Annotated in this window: 15 protein-coding genes and 1 pseudogene; 7 read left to right on the plus strand and 9 right to left on the minus strand. The window is 49.6% G+C overall.

Going from position 1 to position 17,480, the window contains the following annotated elements:
* Nucleotides 1-221 precede the first annotated feature (221 nt).
* The gene (locus ACIDITHRIX25_RS72900) at nt 222-440 is read right to left on the minus strand and encodes a DDE-type integrase/transposase/recombinase (RefSeq protein WP_502756210.1); all 219 of its coding nucleotides are present in this window, start codon (nt 438-440) and stop codon (nt 222-224) included.
* A gap of 423 nt (nt 441-863) precedes the next feature.
* Here ACIDITHRIX25_RS72900 and ACIDITHRIX25_RS72905 point away from each other — a divergent pair, with 423 nt between their 5' ends.
* The 5 genes and pseudogenes from ACIDITHRIX25_RS72905 to ACIDITHRIX25_RS72925 all read left to right on the plus strand — a co-directional run.
* Complete coding sequence (locus ACIDITHRIX25_RS72905; RefSeq protein WP_201732572.1) at nt 864-1,916, plus strand: HTH domain-containing protein; 1,053 nt, start codon at nt 864-866, stop codon at nt 1,914-1,916.
* A 13-nt stretch (nt 1,917-1,929) separates the two neighbouring features.
* Entirely contained in the window at nt 1,930-4,137 is a 2,208-nt protein-coding gene (locus tag ACIDITHRIX25_RS72910; RefSeq protein WP_201732573.1) for an AAA family ATPase, read from the plus strand.
* A 17-nt stretch (nt 4,138-4,154) separates the two neighbouring features.
* Nucleotides 4,155-5,267, plus strand: a complete 1,113-nt coding sequence (gene mcrC / locus ACIDITHRIX25_RS72915) for a 5-methylcytosine-specific restriction endonuclease system specificity protein McrC (protein WP_349632147.1) — start codon at nt 4,155-4,157, stop codon at nt 5,265-5,267.
* Nucleotides 5,258-6,190 (plus strand): ADP-ribosylglycohydrolase family protein, encoded by a 933-nt coding sequence (locus ACIDITHRIX25_RS72920; RefSeq protein ID WP_201732575.1) that lies wholly within the window; start codon nt 5,258-5,260, stop codon nt 6,188-6,190. The genes mcrC and ACIDITHRIX25_RS72920 overlap by 10 nt, the downstream gene beginning before the upstream one ends.
* A gap of 171 nt (nt 6,191-6,361) precedes the next feature.
* Nucleotides 6,362-6,574, plus strand: a pseudogene (locus ACIDITHRIX25_RS72925) (transposase); the annotation flags it as partial.
* A 446-nt stretch (nt 6,575-7,020) separates the two neighbouring features.
* Here ACIDITHRIX25_RS72925 and ACIDITHRIX25_RS72930 read toward each other — a convergent pair.
* Both ACIDITHRIX25_RS72930 and ACIDITHRIX25_RS72935 read right to left on the minus strand, forming a co-directional pair.
* Nucleotides 7,021-7,326, minus strand: coding sequence for a helix-turn-helix domain-containing protein (locus ACIDITHRIX25_RS72930; protein ID WP_201732576.1), 306 nt, complete (start codon nt 7,324-7,326; stop codon nt 7,021-7,023).
* A gap of 45 nt (nt 7,327-7,371) precedes the next feature.
* Entirely contained in the window at nt 7,372-7,671 is a 300-nt protein-coding gene (locus tag ACIDITHRIX25_RS72935) for a type II toxin-antitoxin system RelE/ParE family toxin (RefSeq protein ID WP_201732577.1), read from the minus strand.
* A 373-nt stretch (nt 7,672-8,044) separates the two neighbouring features.
* On the opposite strand from ACIDITHRIX25_RS72935, the gene ACIDITHRIX25_RS72940 reads away from it, so the two are divergent.
* Nucleotides 8,045-8,293, plus strand: a complete 249-nt coding sequence (locus tag ACIDITHRIX25_RS72940) for a type II toxin-antitoxin system Phd/YefM family antitoxin (RefSeq protein WP_201732578.1) — start codon at nt 8,045-8,047, stop codon at nt 8,291-8,293.
* A complete protein-coding gene (locus ACIDITHRIX25_RS72945) occupies nt 8,294-8,689 on the plus strand; it encodes a type II toxin-antitoxin system VapC family toxin (RefSeq protein ID WP_201732579.1) in 396 nt (131 codons plus the stop codon).
* A gap of 1,414 nt (nt 8,690-10,103) precedes the next feature.
* On the opposite strand, the gene ACIDITHRIX25_RS72950 is transcribed toward ACIDITHRIX25_RS72945, so the two are convergent.
* The 6 genes from ACIDITHRIX25_RS72950 to ACIDITHRIX25_RS72975 all read right to left on the minus strand — a co-directional run bounded on the left by ACIDITHRIX25_RS72950 (nt 10,104) and on the right by ACIDITHRIX25_RS72975 (nt 17,457).
* Nucleotides 10,104-10,718, minus strand: coding sequence for a GPR1/FUN34/YaaH family transporter (locus ACIDITHRIX25_RS72950; RefSeq protein WP_052604264.1), 615 nt, complete (start codon nt 10,716-10,718; stop codon nt 10,104-10,106).
* Nucleotides 10,719-11,657: 939 nt separating this feature from the next.
* Nucleotides 11,658-12,362 (minus strand): tyrosine-protein phosphatase, encoded by a 705-nt coding sequence (locus ACIDITHRIX25_RS72955; RefSeq protein ID WP_201732580.1) that lies wholly within the window; start codon nt 12,360-12,362, stop codon nt 11,658-11,660.
* Nucleotides 12,363-12,390: 28 nt separating this feature from the next.
* Nucleotides 12,391-13,578: a thiolase family protein gene (locus ACIDITHRIX25_RS72960; RefSeq protein WP_201732581.1), complete on the minus strand. Its 1,188-nt coding sequence runs from the start codon at nt 13,576-13,578 to the stop codon at nt 12,391-12,393.
* 28 nt (nt 13,579-13,606) lie between these two features.
* A complete protein-coding gene (locus ACIDITHRIX25_RS72965) occupies nt 13,607-15,355 on the minus strand; it encodes a pyruvate, phosphate dikinase (protein ID WP_201732582.1) in 1,749 nt (582 codons plus the stop codon).
* A 2-nt stretch (nt 15,356-15,357) separates the two neighbouring features.
* Complete coding sequence (locus ACIDITHRIX25_RS72970; RefSeq protein ID WP_052604254.1) at nt 15,358-15,963, minus strand: hypothetical protein; 606 nt, start codon at nt 15,961-15,963, stop codon at nt 15,358-15,360.
* A 21-nt stretch (nt 15,964-15,984) separates the two neighbouring features.
* Nucleotides 15,985-17,457, minus strand: coding sequence for a class I adenylate-forming enzyme family protein (locus tag ACIDITHRIX25_RS72975; RefSeq protein ID WP_201732583.1), 1,473 nt, complete (start codon nt 17,455-17,457; stop codon nt 15,985-15,987).
* Between the last annotated feature and the right edge of the window lie 23 nt (nt 17,458-17,480).

A 17,480-nucleotide genomic window follows, 5' to 3' on the forward strand; every position in this document is an offset into this window, starting at 1 on the left:
GGGCGGTTTCAAGTGGTCAGCGCAACGAGCTGAGCAAGTTTCTCCACTGGCTTGTGAAATCCTAAGGCCTTTCTCGTCCGATCATTCAAGCTTTCGTAGTTACGTTTCAGATCCGCATGGGAGAACTTGGAGAGATCTGTGCTCTTGGGCATGTATTGGCGAAGAAGTCTATTGGTGTGTTTCTTCGATCCTCGTTGCCATGGCGAATGAGGATCGAGTTCTTAAACTTGCACACCAGTCGCGACAGTGAACTCGATGTGTCGAGCAAGTTCGCTACCCTGGTCCCATGCTATGGTCTTTGTAAGGGAGTTCTGTAAGGTTTTGATCTCTTTACGCATTGCTGCTTCGACCTGTTTGGCGCTATGACCATTTGGGAGATGCAAGAGCAGGACAAAGCGAGTGGTGCGCTCGACGAGGGTGCCAACGGCGCGTATCTCCACGAGAGCCAATGATATCTCTCTCGGAAGTGCCCCGGTGTGAAACGATCCTCGACCTCCGGGGATCCTCTGAGATGCTGACTATATTGGCGATGGGACCAGACCTCTTGTGTGATCCCTGGGGATGACGCATGGAGTTGCTATAACGTAAGCTGGGCGGTTTCGAATCAATCTGAAATTCCAACCATAGAGTGCAATGCTTAAAGTTTCAATAGCTAGATGTAGGGTGCAGAATATCCGGAAGATGAACACCACTCCCAACGGTCTAACCTTCGATAAGATTAGTCCTCGTGAAGTTCAATCATCTCATTTCACGCGCTTTGCGCACGTAGTACAAACCACTCAAGCTCGTTGACTCGTAGGTACCGTTTTGTCGTTGAAAAGTCTTGAGCAGTTCTCGTTCCGCAATTTTTGATAGAAGGTGTAATGGAGCTACTAGATGCTGTTGAGCAGGTTCTCAAATCGGCCAATCAGCCGCTACACGTGAAGACAATCACTGACAAATTGATAAGTGATGGTCTTTGGAAGTCTTCGGGAAAGACTCCCGATAAAACAGTTGGCGCACGACTGTATAAGGACATCAAAACGAAGGGCGCGAAGTCGTCCTTCGTTATGGTTGCTCCCCAAACTTTTTCGTTGAATGGTATTCCAATGCTTGGCAAGAATACCGCACCAGATATGACTCTTGTAGATGAAACGCAAAAGACTCGATCTGAAGGTGCATACTTCACCTTCATTGATTGTGCCCAGAAGGTACTCGAAGAGTACGGTGGCAATAAGCCGGTGAACTACAGGGAAATCACTGACAGGGCCCTTCAAAAAGGGTGGTTGAATACGGGAGGGAAAACACCAGCTGCAACGATGTACGAGCAGCTGATCACCTTAATTAAGAGTCAGCAAAAGCACGGTAAGCAACCTCGTTTCGTAAAGCACGGTAAAGGCTACTTTAGCCTCAGTCAATCAACGGATAGCAGTCTTACAATTCAAATCGAGCAACATAACCAACAAGTTCGCAAGGCGTTGCACGAGAAATTGTTGGCCTTGACACCCGGCGAGTTTGAGGAGTTTATCTCTCAACTGCTGGTGGAGATGGGCTTCGAGATGGTTGAGGTTACAAAGCTTACTGGCGATGGCGGGATCGATGTTCGGGGCACCTTGGTGATCGGAGAGGTGGTACGCATCAAAATGGCGGTTCAGGTGAAGCGGTGGAAGCACAAAAACAATGTTCAGTCCCCTACTGTCCAGCAGATGCGAGGTAGCCTTGGTGCGCATGAACATGGTCTGATTATCACGACAAGTGACTTTAGCTCTGGAGCAATTAACGAGGCTATTGAGTCTGATAAAACTCCCATTGCGCTTATGAATGGTGATCAACTCGTATCACTGTTGATGGAGTATGAAATCGGGGCTAATCGCTCTAGGCCAGATTTATTTGAGATAGATGACGAGGTTCTACTTGTTGGGGGAGGAAAGGAATAATGGTGGTTCGGAAGTGAATTCACAGATAGAGGGAGTCGGTGCAAAGGCGTGTTGGTTTGTCGGGGCGACTTTCGGCGGTACCGACGATCAGACATCTCGCTTTTTGCGGGATGGCATATGGGAAAACGGTTATCAGGATAGATACCTTGATTTAGTAAAGTCGATTCAACCTGGGGATTTAATCGCGATTAAATCGACGTATTCGCGAAAGAACAACCTTCCCTTTGATAACAGAGGCTTTAGCGTTTCGGTTTTGGTGATCAAATCGATTGGAACTGTAATTAAAAATTGTGGTGATGGCCGCAACCTTAGAGTCGATTGGAACTCGTTCGACCCAGTTCGCGAGTGGTATTTTTACACTAATCGAAGTACGGTCTGGCGGGTCCTGCCTGGAAATTGGTACTCAGATGGATTGATCGGATTTACCTTTGAAGGAAAATCACAAGATCTTGATCGGTTCCGCAACGAGCCCTATTGGCGTGATCGCTTCGGTGATCGCGACGATAGGAGCAGTCCGTTTAAGTGGTCTGGTTTTTACGAGGAAGTTGCAAATAAGCTGCTCACCTTTCAAAGTCGACGTAACGAGCTTGTTGCAGGAATACTCGATATCGCCTCGAAAGTAAATGGCTTTTCCATCGTAAATGATCAATTCGCAGACGGTTCCATAGGTCCAATGAAAGACATTTGCCCATTTACTGTTTTTGGTATATTCAACCGAGGGATTACAGTAACAAATCGTAAGGTAATTGCAAACGAACTCGCCCGGCTGCTCGGAGTTTCGGTGCCCGTTCCAGACTCGTTCGACGGAATTCCTATTCTCAATAATCAGAAGTCATGGTTTTATGGGTACGGTAAAGATCGTCAACAAGACGACATTGAAAACCTCTGGGAGGTCTTTGCGCGGGCGATTGACTTTGCTGATTCGCCCAATGAAGAATCCCAGTCCAATTTTGCGTTAGCCTATGACAAAGCGACCCACATCTCAAACACCGGTTGGAACCTTACAATGGGGCTGTACTGGATTCGTCCCTGGAATTTTCCGACCCTGGATGGTCAGTCTCGGCTTTACATTGAAAAGAAGCTCAATATTCACATCGACCTGAATGGCCCCAAACGTCGTTGCAATGCAACTGATTTCCTAAAGGTGCTGGAAACGCTTGAGGTTCGTTTCAAGGAAGACACTTATCCTGTACATTCATTTCCGGACCTATCCTTTGCGGCTTGGCTGTACGGAGATAGCAAGGCTTCTGACACCACAAACGAGTCAGAAGCCGATGCGCCGGGCGACGAAGCGAATGCCGCATCTGAAGAAGAATTCATCGCTGCCCCGCTCGTTCCGTACTCGATAGACAATATTGTGGCCGATGGATGTTTCATTGGGCGAGATAAGCTTCAGCAGATCCTAGATCGCTTTAGTTCAAAGAAGAATCTTATCCTTCAAGGACCACCAGGTACTGGAAAGACTTGGTTGGCCAGGCGATTGGCATTTGCTTTGATTGGGCAGCGCGACGACAACAAGGTACGGGCTGTTCAGTTTCACCCAAACCTTTCATACGAGGATTTCATTCGAGGATGGCGGCCAATGGGAGACGGGAAACTCAGTCTCGTCGATGGCCCATTTATGGAGATGATAGAAATAGCTATAAATGATCCAGGTTCTAATTACGTTGTCGTCATTGAAGAAGTCAATCGTGGTAACCCAGCCCAGATTTTCGGTGAGATGTTAACACTTCTTGAGGCAGATAAGAGGACACCTAGCGAGGCTCTCGAACTCTCGTATAGGCAGTTCGATGGCGAGCGCGTCTTCATCCCAAAAAATCTCTATGTAATCGGCACGATGAATATAGCCGACAGATCACTTGCTCTAGTTGATTTGGCCTTGCGCCGCCGCTTTGCTTTCATTGACTTAGAGCCCAAACTCGGTAAGCCATGGCGCGATTGGGTTCAAACTAGATACGGATTCGATGCACAAATACTCGACAGAATTGAAAGCAACATTACAGCGCTGAATGAAATGATCTCAGCGGACTCTGGCCTCGGACCTCAGTATCGAGTTGGACATAGTTACGTCACTCCGACGGGCGATAACGGTATTAAGGATCCTAGCGCCTGGTTCTGTCAAGTAGTAGAGACCGAGATTGGCCCGCTACTGGATGAGTATTGGTTCGATTCCCCCGCAACCTCCAAGAAGGCCAAAGAACGCCTCCTCGAGGGATTCTGACCTTGACACTTGCTTCGATGGATTCGCGAACAGATGTTCAGGATGAGGTTGGCTACATAGGCCGCATCCCTGTTCGTAACCTTTGGCTGCTCATGCTGTATGCATCAGATCTTTTTAGAGAACTTGAGAATGCAAAGGTAGCAGTAGAGGACAATCCCGACGAAATCGCCGATCTAGTAGCTGAATTGCTGTGTCGGCGTGTTGAGCGTCGCCTTCAGCGAAACTTGAGTTATGGCTATCAATCGCGTGAGGCTGTACTTAGCTGCCTTCGAGGCCGGATTGATCTGCTGACCACTGAGAGGCACCGACTATTGGATCGAGGAAAGGTTGCCTGTCGATTCGACGAGTTGACGATCGATACGCCTCGAAACCGTTACGTTCGGACAGCCCTTGAGGAAGTTTCGAAGATAGTCGTCAGTAAGGCACTGGCACATCGATGCCGGTCATTGGCAACAAGCTTGAGACGTATGGGCGTGATCGGGGATCGACCTAATCGTAGCGAAGTTTCAGTCGACCGCTTCGGAAGACACGACTCTGGCGATCAGTCTATGGTAGCTGCGGCTCATCTTGCATTGAACCTTGCATTGCCTACAGAGAACGTTGGCGCAAAGATGCTATCGTCGCCCGATAGGGAAATTCACTGGATTAGAAAGCTCTATGAGAAAGGAATCGCGGGTTTCTATGATGTCACGCTTTCTCCACAGGGATGGCGCGTCGAAGCTGGAAAAACGTACACCTGGCAGATTGAAAAAAGGAACCAGGATATCGACAAGGTGTTACCCTCGATGCGAACTGATATCATCCTCGAACACAAAAAAGCTGAACGCCGCATCGTAATTGACACAAAGTTCACCTCCGTTGTGACGCGAGGTTGGTATCGCGAAGAGACACTACGCAATGGTTACGTTTATCAGATTTACACCTATTTGAGGTCTCAGGAAGGAAGAGGCGATCCTTTCGCTGAAAATGCATCCGGGTTGCTCCTTCATCCATCTGTGGATAGTTCATTTAACGAATCCGTTGTAATCCAGAACCATGAGATTCGATTTGCTACCGTTGACTTAGGCGCAACGGCGAAGGATATCCGGGAACAGCTATTGAAAGTCGTAGGAGAAGTATCATGCAATTAGATCGTGCCCAGGGATGTCTACTTGGTCAACTCGCAGGGGATGCCCTAGGCAGTCTGGTCGAATTTCAGTCTCCTGAGGAGATCAGACGCCGCTACCCTGATGGCTTACGAGAATTGTCTGATGGAGGCACATGGAACACCATTGCCGGTCAGCCAACCGACGATTCAGAGATGGCACTTCTTTTGGCACGGATGTTGCTAGAGCGTGGCACCTATGATTCTAATGCTGCATTTAATGCCTATAAATTCTGGTTAGACTCCGATCCTTTTGACTGCGGTATGACAACTTCCTCTGGTCTTCGAGGGTATCCGAACTCAGCCAGCCAGGCCAACGGAGCCATGATGCGGATCAGCCCTTTGGGTATTTTCGGCGCTAGCCACTCTCTGGATACAGTTCGAGAATGGGCTATACAAGACGCCGCTATAACTCATCCCAATCAGGTATGCCTTCAATCCAACTCGCTTTTCACAATGGCTATTGCTCATGCTATTTCAACTGGATGCGACGGCGAGACACTCTATCGCAAGATCAAAAAGTGGGCTCACGAACAAGTAGTCGATCCTTTACTCATGGATGTAATCCAAGGAGCTACCGAAGGACCACCATCTGACTACGTCCATCAACAAGGTTGGGTTTTGATTGCATTTCGCAATGCGCTGTGGCAATTGCTAAATGCTCCTAGTTTTGAAACAGGCGTCGTCGATACGGTTATGCGAGGTGGAGATACAGATACCAATGCAGCAATTTGTGGAGCGCTATTGGGTGCTGTCTACGGTATCGACGCGATACCATCCCAATGGGTCGACTCCGTCTTGAACTGCCGACCTAAAGTCGGAAGTCCTGGCGTCCATCGCCCGCGACCAGAGTGCTTTTGGCCAGTGGACGCCTTGGAGATAGCAAGTCGATTAGTTGGCAACCAATAAAGTCCACTGATTCATGTGCTGGTTGTTTACGTGTAGTCCAATGCAATAGTTAGTTGCGAGCACTTGATGAACCCGCAAATGTACAAATTTTATTTGAGATAAGCATGTAATTAATGGGGCCACTTGGTCAAGCTAACTGGGGTCAATTTACTCCGGTGTTTCCAAGAGGGCTTCTGCAATCCCCATTCCCCTTGGCAAAGGGAATGAAACAAAAACACCAATGCCCTACTTCGCCAATATCTCCCCAAGGGAGAAGACCTCAATAAGTTCTCTGCAAAAGATCTACAAAAGATACAAAGAAGCCTAAATGGCATACCTCGAAAAACCCTTGGCTATAAGGTACCTGAGGAGAAACTTGCCGAACTCGTTGCGTTGTCTACTTGAAACCGCCCATCCACTCACTTCTGAACAGCTAGCGCAAAGGTTAGGCTTATCAGGCCGGAGGGTCCCCGAACATGGTCGGTGGCCTACTTGGCTTGGATGCGAGCACGATCTGGCAAGCATTGAGGCGAAAAGGTGTTGCGATGCAAGATAGCTGCTGGCGAACTCGCCAGCACAAAAGCTGTAATCCTACGGGAATGTGAAGAATTGTATAAAAAGTGAAGACGAATTTCACTATTGATGAACTGATCATTGAATAGTATTTTGAGTCGCATCTGCGATTCGTAGTGCGGTTTTACCCAAGCATTTATAATTGCAAGCTCAAGCGAGTGTACGCCGTCGCCAGAAGTTGTGGCTATTTACTTACAGAATGTAACACCACTGCTCAGCGAAATCACCGCGTGATCTAGCTCGGTTTGATCCGGCCCGGGTAATAATTTCGACCTCTTTTACGCGATCAAAAAACGTTCATCGCCAATCTCGACTTCAACTCTCAATTCATCGCCGACTGCCTCGACATACTTGCGTAGTGTATCGAGTTGTGCGCGTTCGATGTCGCCATGTTCGATGCGTGAAACGCGATTCAGTCTGACCTTCATGCGACTAGCGAGTTCCACCTGGGTGACCTCAGAAGCTTCGCGCAGCTCGCGAAGGCGGTAAGACCGGACTTCGCTAAGCATTTGCTTTTTGTGCTCCTCCACAACCTCGCGGTTGACGGGACGTCTTGCGAGCATGTCGTCCAAATTCTTTGACATCTCGATCCTCCTTTCTGTTTCCTAATGTGGTCATCAAAGCGCTTGTCAGCAACTGGGATCTTCGCTTGACACCACTTCTTCCAACTTTTCGATTCGTCTCCCACTACTAGAGGAACTGCGTTTCGTTATAGATCGAAGGCAAAAAAGAATCTTCAATTCTGAACGCCCTCTAGAGCCTGGACGCAACTCCTTCATGTTCTTGTGACGTGATGCTTTTACGGTATCGACCAACGGACGTCCAAGCTGTGGTCCTCGGTCGATGAGCCACTCCAAAGCAGCAATAACCTGTTCGTAGGAGCTCTGATCAATGTCATAGAGCCAACGCTCGACGAATTCGAGATCCACTTCCTACGTAAGGATAGTATGCAATATAAAGGTTATACAACTCAAGGGTTGTAAGAACTTGCCAAGTAGATTGTCGCTTCCTCCGAGCAGTCCCTCGTGAATGGCATGGACGCGATGTCTGTCCCTCAGGTTAAGTCAGGTTAGCTACGAGAGTGAACGGAAAAGAGGTCGCGGGTTTGCTGGGCAGAATGTTGTGAAAGAGACAACGAGCGGACCTTGAGAGACACAATAAGAACCGAAATGATTCCAAATAGAGGACTCTTCTCTGGTAGGTGAGCAATTCGACCACTTGGACCACTTTGTTCGGCAACCGTATTCGGACGTAGTAATCTAACCTGTAGCAATTCGTAGCATAATTTGCTACACTTTCCTCGTGGCAAAGACGATCGCTCAACGTGAACTGCGCAATGACAACGCCAAAGTGATCGATGAAGTAGTTGCTGGCGAGAGTTTCGTTGTGACCCGCAACGGAGTTCCAGTAGCCGAATTGCTCCCTCTTCGTACGCTACGACGCACCGTGGTACCGAAATCCAGCATCGCAAATTTCATCGATACTGGGCCCGGTATCGATGCGAAGCTCTTTCGGGCCGACCTCGACAACCTCATCAATCAGGATCTCTAGATGAATCCGGGGCTACTTGATATTTCCGTAGTCATCGATTGGGATGATCCTTCGGTGCAAAGAGTCCTACCCGAGGAGATCGCGGTCAGCGCGATCACGCTTGCCGAATTGGCCGCCGGTCCCATTCTGGCATCCACCGTCACCGAGCAATCTGTTCGTCAGGCGAGCCTGCAGCAAACCGAAGCAACCTTCGAGCCAATCCCCTTCGACGCTGCCGCCGCGCGAAGTTTTGGCCAGATTGTTGCGGCCGTTGCGAGTACTGGTCGCACGCACCCATCGCGCATGGCCGATCTACTCATCGCGGCAATCGCTCACGCGAATGGCCTCGAACTCTATACGCGCAATCCGGATGACTTCGTCGGCCTCGAAGAACTGATTCGCGTTATTACCGTCTGAGTGACGTGAGCTTCGACCAGGCTGACTTCTTGGACAGTGGACTTCATAGAGAAAATCGTGCCGGTGACCTATGCAATCAGACTCGGTTTATTCTGCTTCGAAGGGGACCTTGGGTGACACAATACGAACCGTTTCGCAAACGTCGACGGTCGGCCACTCTCCCCCTCTAACTGATGACGGCATTCTTAGTGGCTGGAAGATGGGCCAGTTCCAGCGGTTGCTGCGCGACGCAATGACGACGCAGGACATTCGGGCTAGTCGTGGCTTACCAACTTCATCGTAAGCAAAATTGGTCTTACAATCCGAACTACACAAGACCAGCTATAACTGGCCGTCGATCTTTCCCTAGGAAGTTTCATCTTGGTCCAATTACCGGACCAAACCCACCCGAAGTAGATGGCTAAGAGCAGAGCGTCTACGGGGAGTAAAATCAGAAGCAACACGGTCCGAGTGCCAATTACATTTCCTAAAAAGTACATCATCGAGTTGAAAATCAATAAGACGGCGACGGACCGCGTCCGTCTTGAATAGGACGCCCCTGTTCTCGGCCTTGATGCGGTTCGTTCCCGCAGCATCAAGGCCAGCACTAACTCGGCACTCAAGACAGACACCCTAGGTGTCAGGCTGGTTGGCATCAGCTCAAGTAAAATATGTACAACCCCATAGGGCGAGAACTCCGGCGAACGATGATACTTTATCCAAAGGATCAAAAAGAAGCTGTTATTAGAAAAATAAGGACACTCCTTTCAGATCCAAATATACTAAGAGGTGCTTTTTCCTAACTTGCTAAAGTAGGCAAGATACCAAGTGCAACTATCTTCCAATGGAAAAAAGAAGTAGAAGCTGATTTAATCAGCCAGGAGGGGGAGCACCTTCTCGGCAGTTGCTCGTGGCAACTTGGCACTGAACGATAACTCTAAGGCTGATGAATCAAGGGCACGACAAAGTCGCTCGATGTCGCGCGTACGGACCTATGCATGTTCAATAGATGCTGATTTCACCATTGCTTTCCTAACGGCGCTGAGTGTGCTAACTGTTCAAAGCGTACATCAGGCTTCGATCTGAGCAATTCGATTAGCCCAAGTTGCATTGTTTACCATCGCGCGAATCAGATCTTCAATGACCCAATCCTTCCGACGTCGGCACTGGCCCTTAATCTGCTACCCAAATAGCCTCCCGAATGCTGATCGGCTCGAGACCGGATCCGCCGGTGCTCAGTGATCAGATCGTCGGGTTCGGTGATTTCTTCCTCGGGTTCTGACACTTTATCGGTGGCGATCCTACTCAACGGTAGGATCGCGCATTGCGAGTATGTTGATGTTATTCGCCGTGTCGCGGTAATACGATTAGGGCAATGGTCTATTAAGTGGGCGAATATTCGTAATTGGAAAACCATTGCCCTTCATCCTCCGAGCTATTTTACGATTGGATTGCCAAGTGAAAGACCCTTCCCCCCAGTTGAAATCATTGCAGCACTTGCAAAGGCGTAAAGTCCAAGGGCACAGAAGGCAAAGACGATGTATCCTCCGATATGGGTTAATGTATTCGATCCCTGAATCGTGCCCGCGAGTATAAATAGAAGTGCAATCTCCACTAGAGCTAGAATTGCTGAAAATACCATAGGTAATCTCAGCGTACTTAGCGTTAGGACTCCGATCAGGACTGCCCATGCCACAAGGTAGGTAACTATAGTTTGTTTTACGTCAGCGGCTGGAATTGCGTACCAATTATGATCTAGGCCGAGTAGTAGCGCAGCATACGAAAGCCAAAATCCTGCGAATATCGCAAAGAGACTAGCAACAGCCGATTGTCCTAGACGCGTTGCCCAAACTGCTGCAACGAGTAGTCCAATGCCCGTGGCGGTAATGATGTTTGGCAACACCCCTCCTGAACCAGCTGCTGGTATGTAGCCAACTGCTCCAAGTGCGAACGCGGTCGCTCCCACAATGAATGACGGTAACCCTATCATTGCTGGATCACCAGTTGGTGCTGGTGGTGCTACTACGGTCTCCTGAACGGTGTCAGTCATAATTCCCCCCGGAATGTAAAGATTTTTGGTTTGCGAAGAAGGTATAGGGTCCGCGTATTTGGTGATCTCCTCATCCGAATGACCTTTCCTACCGCGCGTTTGAAGCTTAGTGATCGGACAACTTGGTGTCAAGTGAGAAATTATGTTTATCTACGATTAGTTCAACACCAAGTTGTTTCGCTTTTACACAATCGGCGAATAGACATCTTGAAATGGTGTTAAGTGCCCTTGTGTCATTTTTTTATTAGGCATCTCTATAAATCGAAGGTCGCAATTACCCAAAAGTTGAACCTATGAGTCAGTACAGATGTAGGACATCTTTTTTCGTTGACTATCTATTCTTGGGGAATTATTGAAGTCTGAACTTCAACCCTTAATGCTTCCTATCTTCGCGCGCCTTGTCTATCGTCTTTGTCGTCATCAGCTGATCTGACGAAAGCGGCGTGAGAGGGTGACTTCCGTACTTTCGATTAACACCGAACTTCCACACCAAGTGCGATCGATCTAATCGGCTCTGTGATTTGAGGTGAAGAATCTACTGACAGGACCCCGTTAGGTGCATAAGATCGCAGGTATTTCTTTACGTGAGTACTTGGACGAATTGAATGCGAAGTGATGTGAAAAGACGATTGGCTCGGTTTGCATTCTTTTGAAATTGGACCTTTGTCTCGACCTAGGCTCTTGGCAGATCCGTAATACCTTGGGTAAGCTACAGATATGAGACCCGGTGCCGTATTAGGGTGGTTCCCTTTGAGATCCGAAGTTTTTGCTATTGATTGTCGAAAGTGCTCGGCCGCCTGTTTAATGATAAGTAATACCTTTGTGCAAAACCTGAGGCCAAATAGCTTTTCCGGCTGAATTTAAATTGTTTACCTTTATCTCTCTCTTGTTCGTGGTTGATATCGGAATCGATCGCTGCTTCGATGGCTATTTGGTGCTCTACCCCAAAAGATTTATCTTCAGCTGCTCGATTGCGTCAGAGGAGACTCCCTTTTGTTCAGCCCACTTTTCAGCTCCACCGTATCGAGAGTTAAGTTCACGAAAGAATATCTCTATGGTTTTAGGTTCACAACTATATATTTCTGGGGGAAGAGTCTCCATGTTGTGGGCGTATCGCGGCCATTTCTTAAAGCGTTGCACGATACGGTCCATATTCTCGGTGGTTCTTAGGTAATCGTGCGCTACAGCTTCCTGCGGGACCCCAAGTAGGAGGAGAACTAGGGCGACTAGGACTCCTGTTCTGTCTTTACCTGCTGCACAGTGAACGACAGTTGGAAGTTGGACTAATGATCCAAGTAAGTTAATGGCAAGGACGAGGTTATCATCGGTCTCGAGATGATCAAGGTACTGATTTACAGTTAGTTCCCCCGGATCTCCATGCGGGCTATCTACGTCTATGAGTGGAAGATTAATGTAGCAGAGTGGAATACGTCCTAACAGTCCCCTACCTTCGGTAACAGCCTCTCGCGTCGAGCGAAGATCTACGATACACCTCACCTTAAGCTCGTTACTAACAACCTCTACGTCGCTCGCAGTTAGTTCTTGCAAGCTGTCGCTTCTAAAGAGCTTGCCGTAGGCGATCTCTGCCCCATCTGCTGTCTTTATTCCGCCCAAATCTCGAAAGTTGAAAGCTCCCTCAAGCATTACTCGTACTCCTTTTCGTTCAAAATTCTCATCCGTCAGTTACCTCAACTAGAGTGGCATTTGCCATCCCTCCGCTTTCGCACATGGTGACAACTCCCCTCCCCCCACCTCGTTGAGCCAAATCATCGAGGATCTGAGTGAAGAGGCGGACTCCCGAAGCTCCAACTGGGTGGCCATAGGCGATAGCACCGCCACTTACATTTAGGCGATCCAGGGGCACCTCTAACTCCTTGGCGTACGCTAACACCACCGAGGCGAAGGCCTCGTTTACCTCAAAAAGGTCGATATCCATTATCTCTAAACCACTCCGCTCGAGCAGTTTCCGAGTAGCCGGTATTACTCCTGTTAGCATCATGATTGGATCATCGCCTACCACGGAAAAGTTCGAGAGATACCCTTTTACACTCAAGCCATTTTCCCTTGCAAAGTCTTCGCTTACTATTAGCCCAGCCCCAGCCCCATCGGAGATCTGAGAGGAGTTTCCCGCTGTGATCCTCCACTCTTCGATCTCGGGGAAGCGCTCGGCCATTTCGTGTGAGTAGAAGGCGGGCCGAAGCGACGATAGGGCCTCAAAAGTTGAAGTGGGACGAATTCCTTCGTCACTCTCGACTATTCGTCCGGAGTTTTCAATTGCAACCATCGATGCAATCTTGGAGGTAGTTTTCATGGCGCCATCTGCCAATTGATGTGACCGCAGGGAGTACTCGTCTAGCTGCTGCCGCAAAATATTGTACCGAGAAGCGATGAGCTCTGCTGAGACACCCTGCGAAATGAGTCCAGCGGGATAGCGTCTGTGAAAGCTTGGACCTTTTTCATCCTTTCCCATTCGATTAGCCTTCATCGGTACGAGCCCCATTACCTCAACCCCACCGGCAACTGCGACGTCATATGCCCCAGAGATAATCCCTTGGGCCGCAAAGTGCATAGATTGTTGGAACGAACCGCACTTGCGGTCGATTGAGACTGCGGGAACGGTCTCGGGATAGCCCGCTGCAAGTACTGCATTCCGAGCGATATTGCCAGACTGCTCGGCGACCGGTAAAGAACACCCAATTATCACATCGTCGATATATTCTGCAGCGATTCCGCTGCGCTCGACGATCGCAGTTAGGCACCTTGCTAGAAGATCTACGGGATGTACGCCCGCCAAGGAGCCACTTTCTCGACCTTTAGCAAATGGGGTGCGGACTACGTCAACGACCGCCGCTCTCGTCATAATCGAAGACCTATTGGTGGCGTTATCCTCATCTCTGTGAGCTCCTTTTATTTGCTACTTCCATAGCCATCAAAAGAGCCACCAAGGGTTGTTCGGTGACTATCTCGATGCCTTCGATATTCATCGCCGCCTCGATACCTTCGAGTGTCTCAAAAAGAGTGCTTCTCACCTGACGTCGATCGCCGACGTAGGATACGACCTGGTCTAACTCAGTTATCCCTTGAAGGTCTAGATCTAAAAAATTCGTAGTTACATCTGGCGTAGACACTTTGATAGGCGCGACTTCGCGAGCCCACGCAAGCAAGGTACTTAAGTCAGGGTCCTCGTCAATCTTTGCCTTAGGGAGCCAATCTACACCCACGTAAATAACTCCGTTGAACCCATCTACGGTTATGAACTTACCCTCAAGGGCTGAGAGCTCTTCGTTACCGCATCCGACGATGCAGGGACGACCGAGTTGCCTTGAGACCACCGCGGCGTGGCTCGTTGATCCGCCAACTTCAGTGCATATTCCAGACGAGACGATCATGCCATGTAGATCCTGCGGGCTAGTATTGTGCGCGAGGAGTACCACGGCTTCACCATCGCCCACCCTTGCGACCGCTTCATCGGCTCCGGTTACCCCTATGCCTTGGGCAATTCCTGGACAGGATGGTTGGCCTTGGGCTACGATTTGTGCATTCACGAGGTACTCTTCGGTTAAGTATGGCCGTAGAAGTATCTTCACTTGGTCGGCACTGACCCTTGAAAGTGCCTCTTCACGGGTTATCCATCCAGCCTCAGCCATCTCGACTGCACACTTAACTGCAGCACGGGGCGAGCGCTTAGCTACTCGTGATTGCAAAAAGTAGAGAGTCCCTGACTCAACCGTGAATTCAATGTCTTGGATATCGCGCGCGTCCTTTTCCAATTTGGACGCAGTAGCTAGAAGTTCGCGGCAAACTTCGGGAATCTGCTCGGCTAGTCGTGAAAGGTTTTGTGGAGTGCGCTCACCCGAGACCACCTCCTCTCCTTGGCCTCTACTGAGGTACTCTCCAAACGGCGCACCCTCGCCAGTCATTGGGTTTCGGCTAAAGATCACACCTGTACCAGAGACTTCATCACGATTTCCAAAGACCATCGCCTGTATTGTTACAGCGGTTCCAAGTTCATCTGAGATCGACCAATGGCGGCGGTAGGTGCGCGCTCGCGGTGATTGCCATGATTCAAAGACCGCAGCTACTGCTCCAAAGAGTTGTTCCCATGGATCGGTGGGTACCTGACGATCCACCTGGTTAGCGATCTGCTCCGTTAGCTCCTTAGGGGATGACTGTGGAGTGCGCTCGACCTCAGCTTTTAGAACGATCCTTCCATAGGATTCGATGAAGCGGCAATGAACCTCTCGTGCGAAGGCCTCGTCTGCAAATTCTACGGCAAGTTTGTCTTCAACTACTTGGTCGATTCCTAGGTTTAGAACTGTATCCATCATCCCCGGCATGGAGACCGGTGCGCCTGACCTTACTGAAACCAATAGGGGGCTAGGTCCTCGGCCAAAGGTTCTATGCAGAGATTCCTCTAAGTACGCAATCCCCTCTCGAAGCGCGCGTTTGGAATCTTCAGAGAGCGTCATTCCTCCATTTAGATATGCCCAACAGGTAGAAGTTGGTAGGACGAATGCCGGTGGTACTCGTATTCCTAGGGCAGCCATGTGAGCGATACTCCACGCCTTTCCCCCTATGTCATTCTTTGAAAGCTCGACGCTACCATCGAGAACGATTGGATTTTCAGCCAAAGGCATAGTTAGTTCTCCTCTCGGGTTCGACCTAGGAGGCGGAGAAGGTCTTCGTGTAGTTCAAACCAGATTGTGTGGTAGCTGTCTATGCGAACGCCGCTGACGTATTCGCTTTGACCGCTAAGTACTTTGTCATATGCGTCGCTTAGTCGCTCTTCATAAAGGGCGAAGCGGGGAACTTCTTTAGAGAAGGCGGCAATAATTGGTTGTGAACGTTCGTGAATACCACCTAGATCGTCGAATATTCGGTTGTCGTATTCGAAGTCGCTGTGATCGTTGGGAACCGACGTTCCAGCCTTAGTGACACTTTGCCAAGCCGTAAATAGCGCGAGCAGCCTCTTGTTGATAACCTCGAACCTCTCGTACGACTTATTAAGGGCTTCGTTTTCGCGAAGATCCTTGAAGACAACGGCATAGCTCTCGTTCAAATGTTGATGGCCTGAGGGCGTCAACATAAAGTTTCCTCGTGCCCCAACGATCAATCCTTCGGCCTGTGCCGTTTTGAAGGCCGACTCGACTTGATTGGAGGTTAGCCCCATGATCTTGGCGATCTCTTCGATCCCCCCAGCCTTTTTGACTCCCAGCCCATGCAAAGATAGAAGATCGACGTCCATATATACCTCCGGTTATTTCATCTAATTTTCTTGGACCTCTGCGGCCTTCAAGCGGCCTCTTACCTCTTTACGGAGGATCTTTCCTGCGGAGCTTTTGGGGAGGTCCTCCCAGATCTCCACGTAGCGTGGGCACTTGTACCTAGCTACCCTTTCACGAACGAAGCTAAGTAGCTCCTCTTCGCTCGTCTCGCCCCGAACCGAAACCACTGCCTTAACCGCCTCGCCCCACTTGGCGTCTGCTACACCGACTACGGCAGCCTCCTTCACCATTGGATGAGACTGAAGTGCATCCTCCACCTCACGGGGGTAGACGTTAAAGCCACCGCTAATGATTATGTCGTGGCGGCGATCGAGAAGGTAGACAAAGCCGTCTTGGTCAATTCGACCGATGTCGCCGGTGTGCAACCACCCTCCCCGAAGAGTTTCTTCGGTTTCATTTGCGCGCTTCCAGTAGCCACTCATTACGATCTGGCCCCTAGCAACTATCTCTCCTTCGGCCCCGATGGGGAGTTCCTTGTCCTCTTCGTCGAAGACTCGAACTTCTACCATGGAGTAGGGCTCCCCAGCCGAACCGACGCGATGGTGCTCTTCTGGCCTGAGTAGAGTTAGGGTCATTGGCGCCTCGGACTGGCCATACGTTTGCGTCAAGATCTTACCAAATGCCGCCTCCGCCCTTTCAACCACAGAGGGCGCGATTGGGGAAGCACCGTAGCAGAGTCTTTTAAGCTTTGAAAAGTCCAAGTCATTTATATTGGGCTCTTCTAAGACCATCGATATCATCGTTGGTACCAAAAATGTGCTGGTTGCTCCTCTCTGCTCGAGCGCCTCTAAGTAACGAGACGGCTCGAATTTGGAAAGGATGATGTTTTTAGCGCCACGAATTAAGTGTGGGAGAAAGAACGATCCACTCGCATGGGTAACGGGTGCTGCGTGCACCATTACATCTCCCGTTCCGATTCCAGGAATGAGATCGATGAGATAGTTGGTTATCTCAGCGTATTCATTTGCCATCGTAAGTACTACGCCCTTCGGTGGACCAGTAGTACCTCCGGTGTAGCCAATTCGATAGGGTGCTTGAGCAGAACGCCCCACGTCACAGGCGATCGGCGACCCATCCGAGATCAATTTCTCGAGCTGTTCAAGGTCGATCGATACTTCAACTGGAAAGCTAGAAGCATCCTCCGAAATCATGGCCCTCGCTTCAGAGTCAGCGATACGGTGAAGGTGATCTTGATGGGAGTCCCTGTGATTTAGCGAGACTCTTACGAGTCCAGATTTAGCTAGCGCGTAGTAGACGATGAGTCCTTCGATCCCATTTGGAAGAAGGACTCCCACCCGGTCGCCAGGCAAAAGACCCAATTTGAGAAGGGAGTTTCCAAGCCGGTCGGTAGCATCGTTGAACTGGTTGAAGCTTAAGACCCTTTCCTCACACTCTATGGCGGGCGCATCGCCGTGCCGACGAGCCGCCTGACGTATTAGATCTCCAATTTCCATCTAGAGCCTTTCGTACTTGACCA

The organism is Acidithrix sp. C25 (assembly GCF_904848545.2).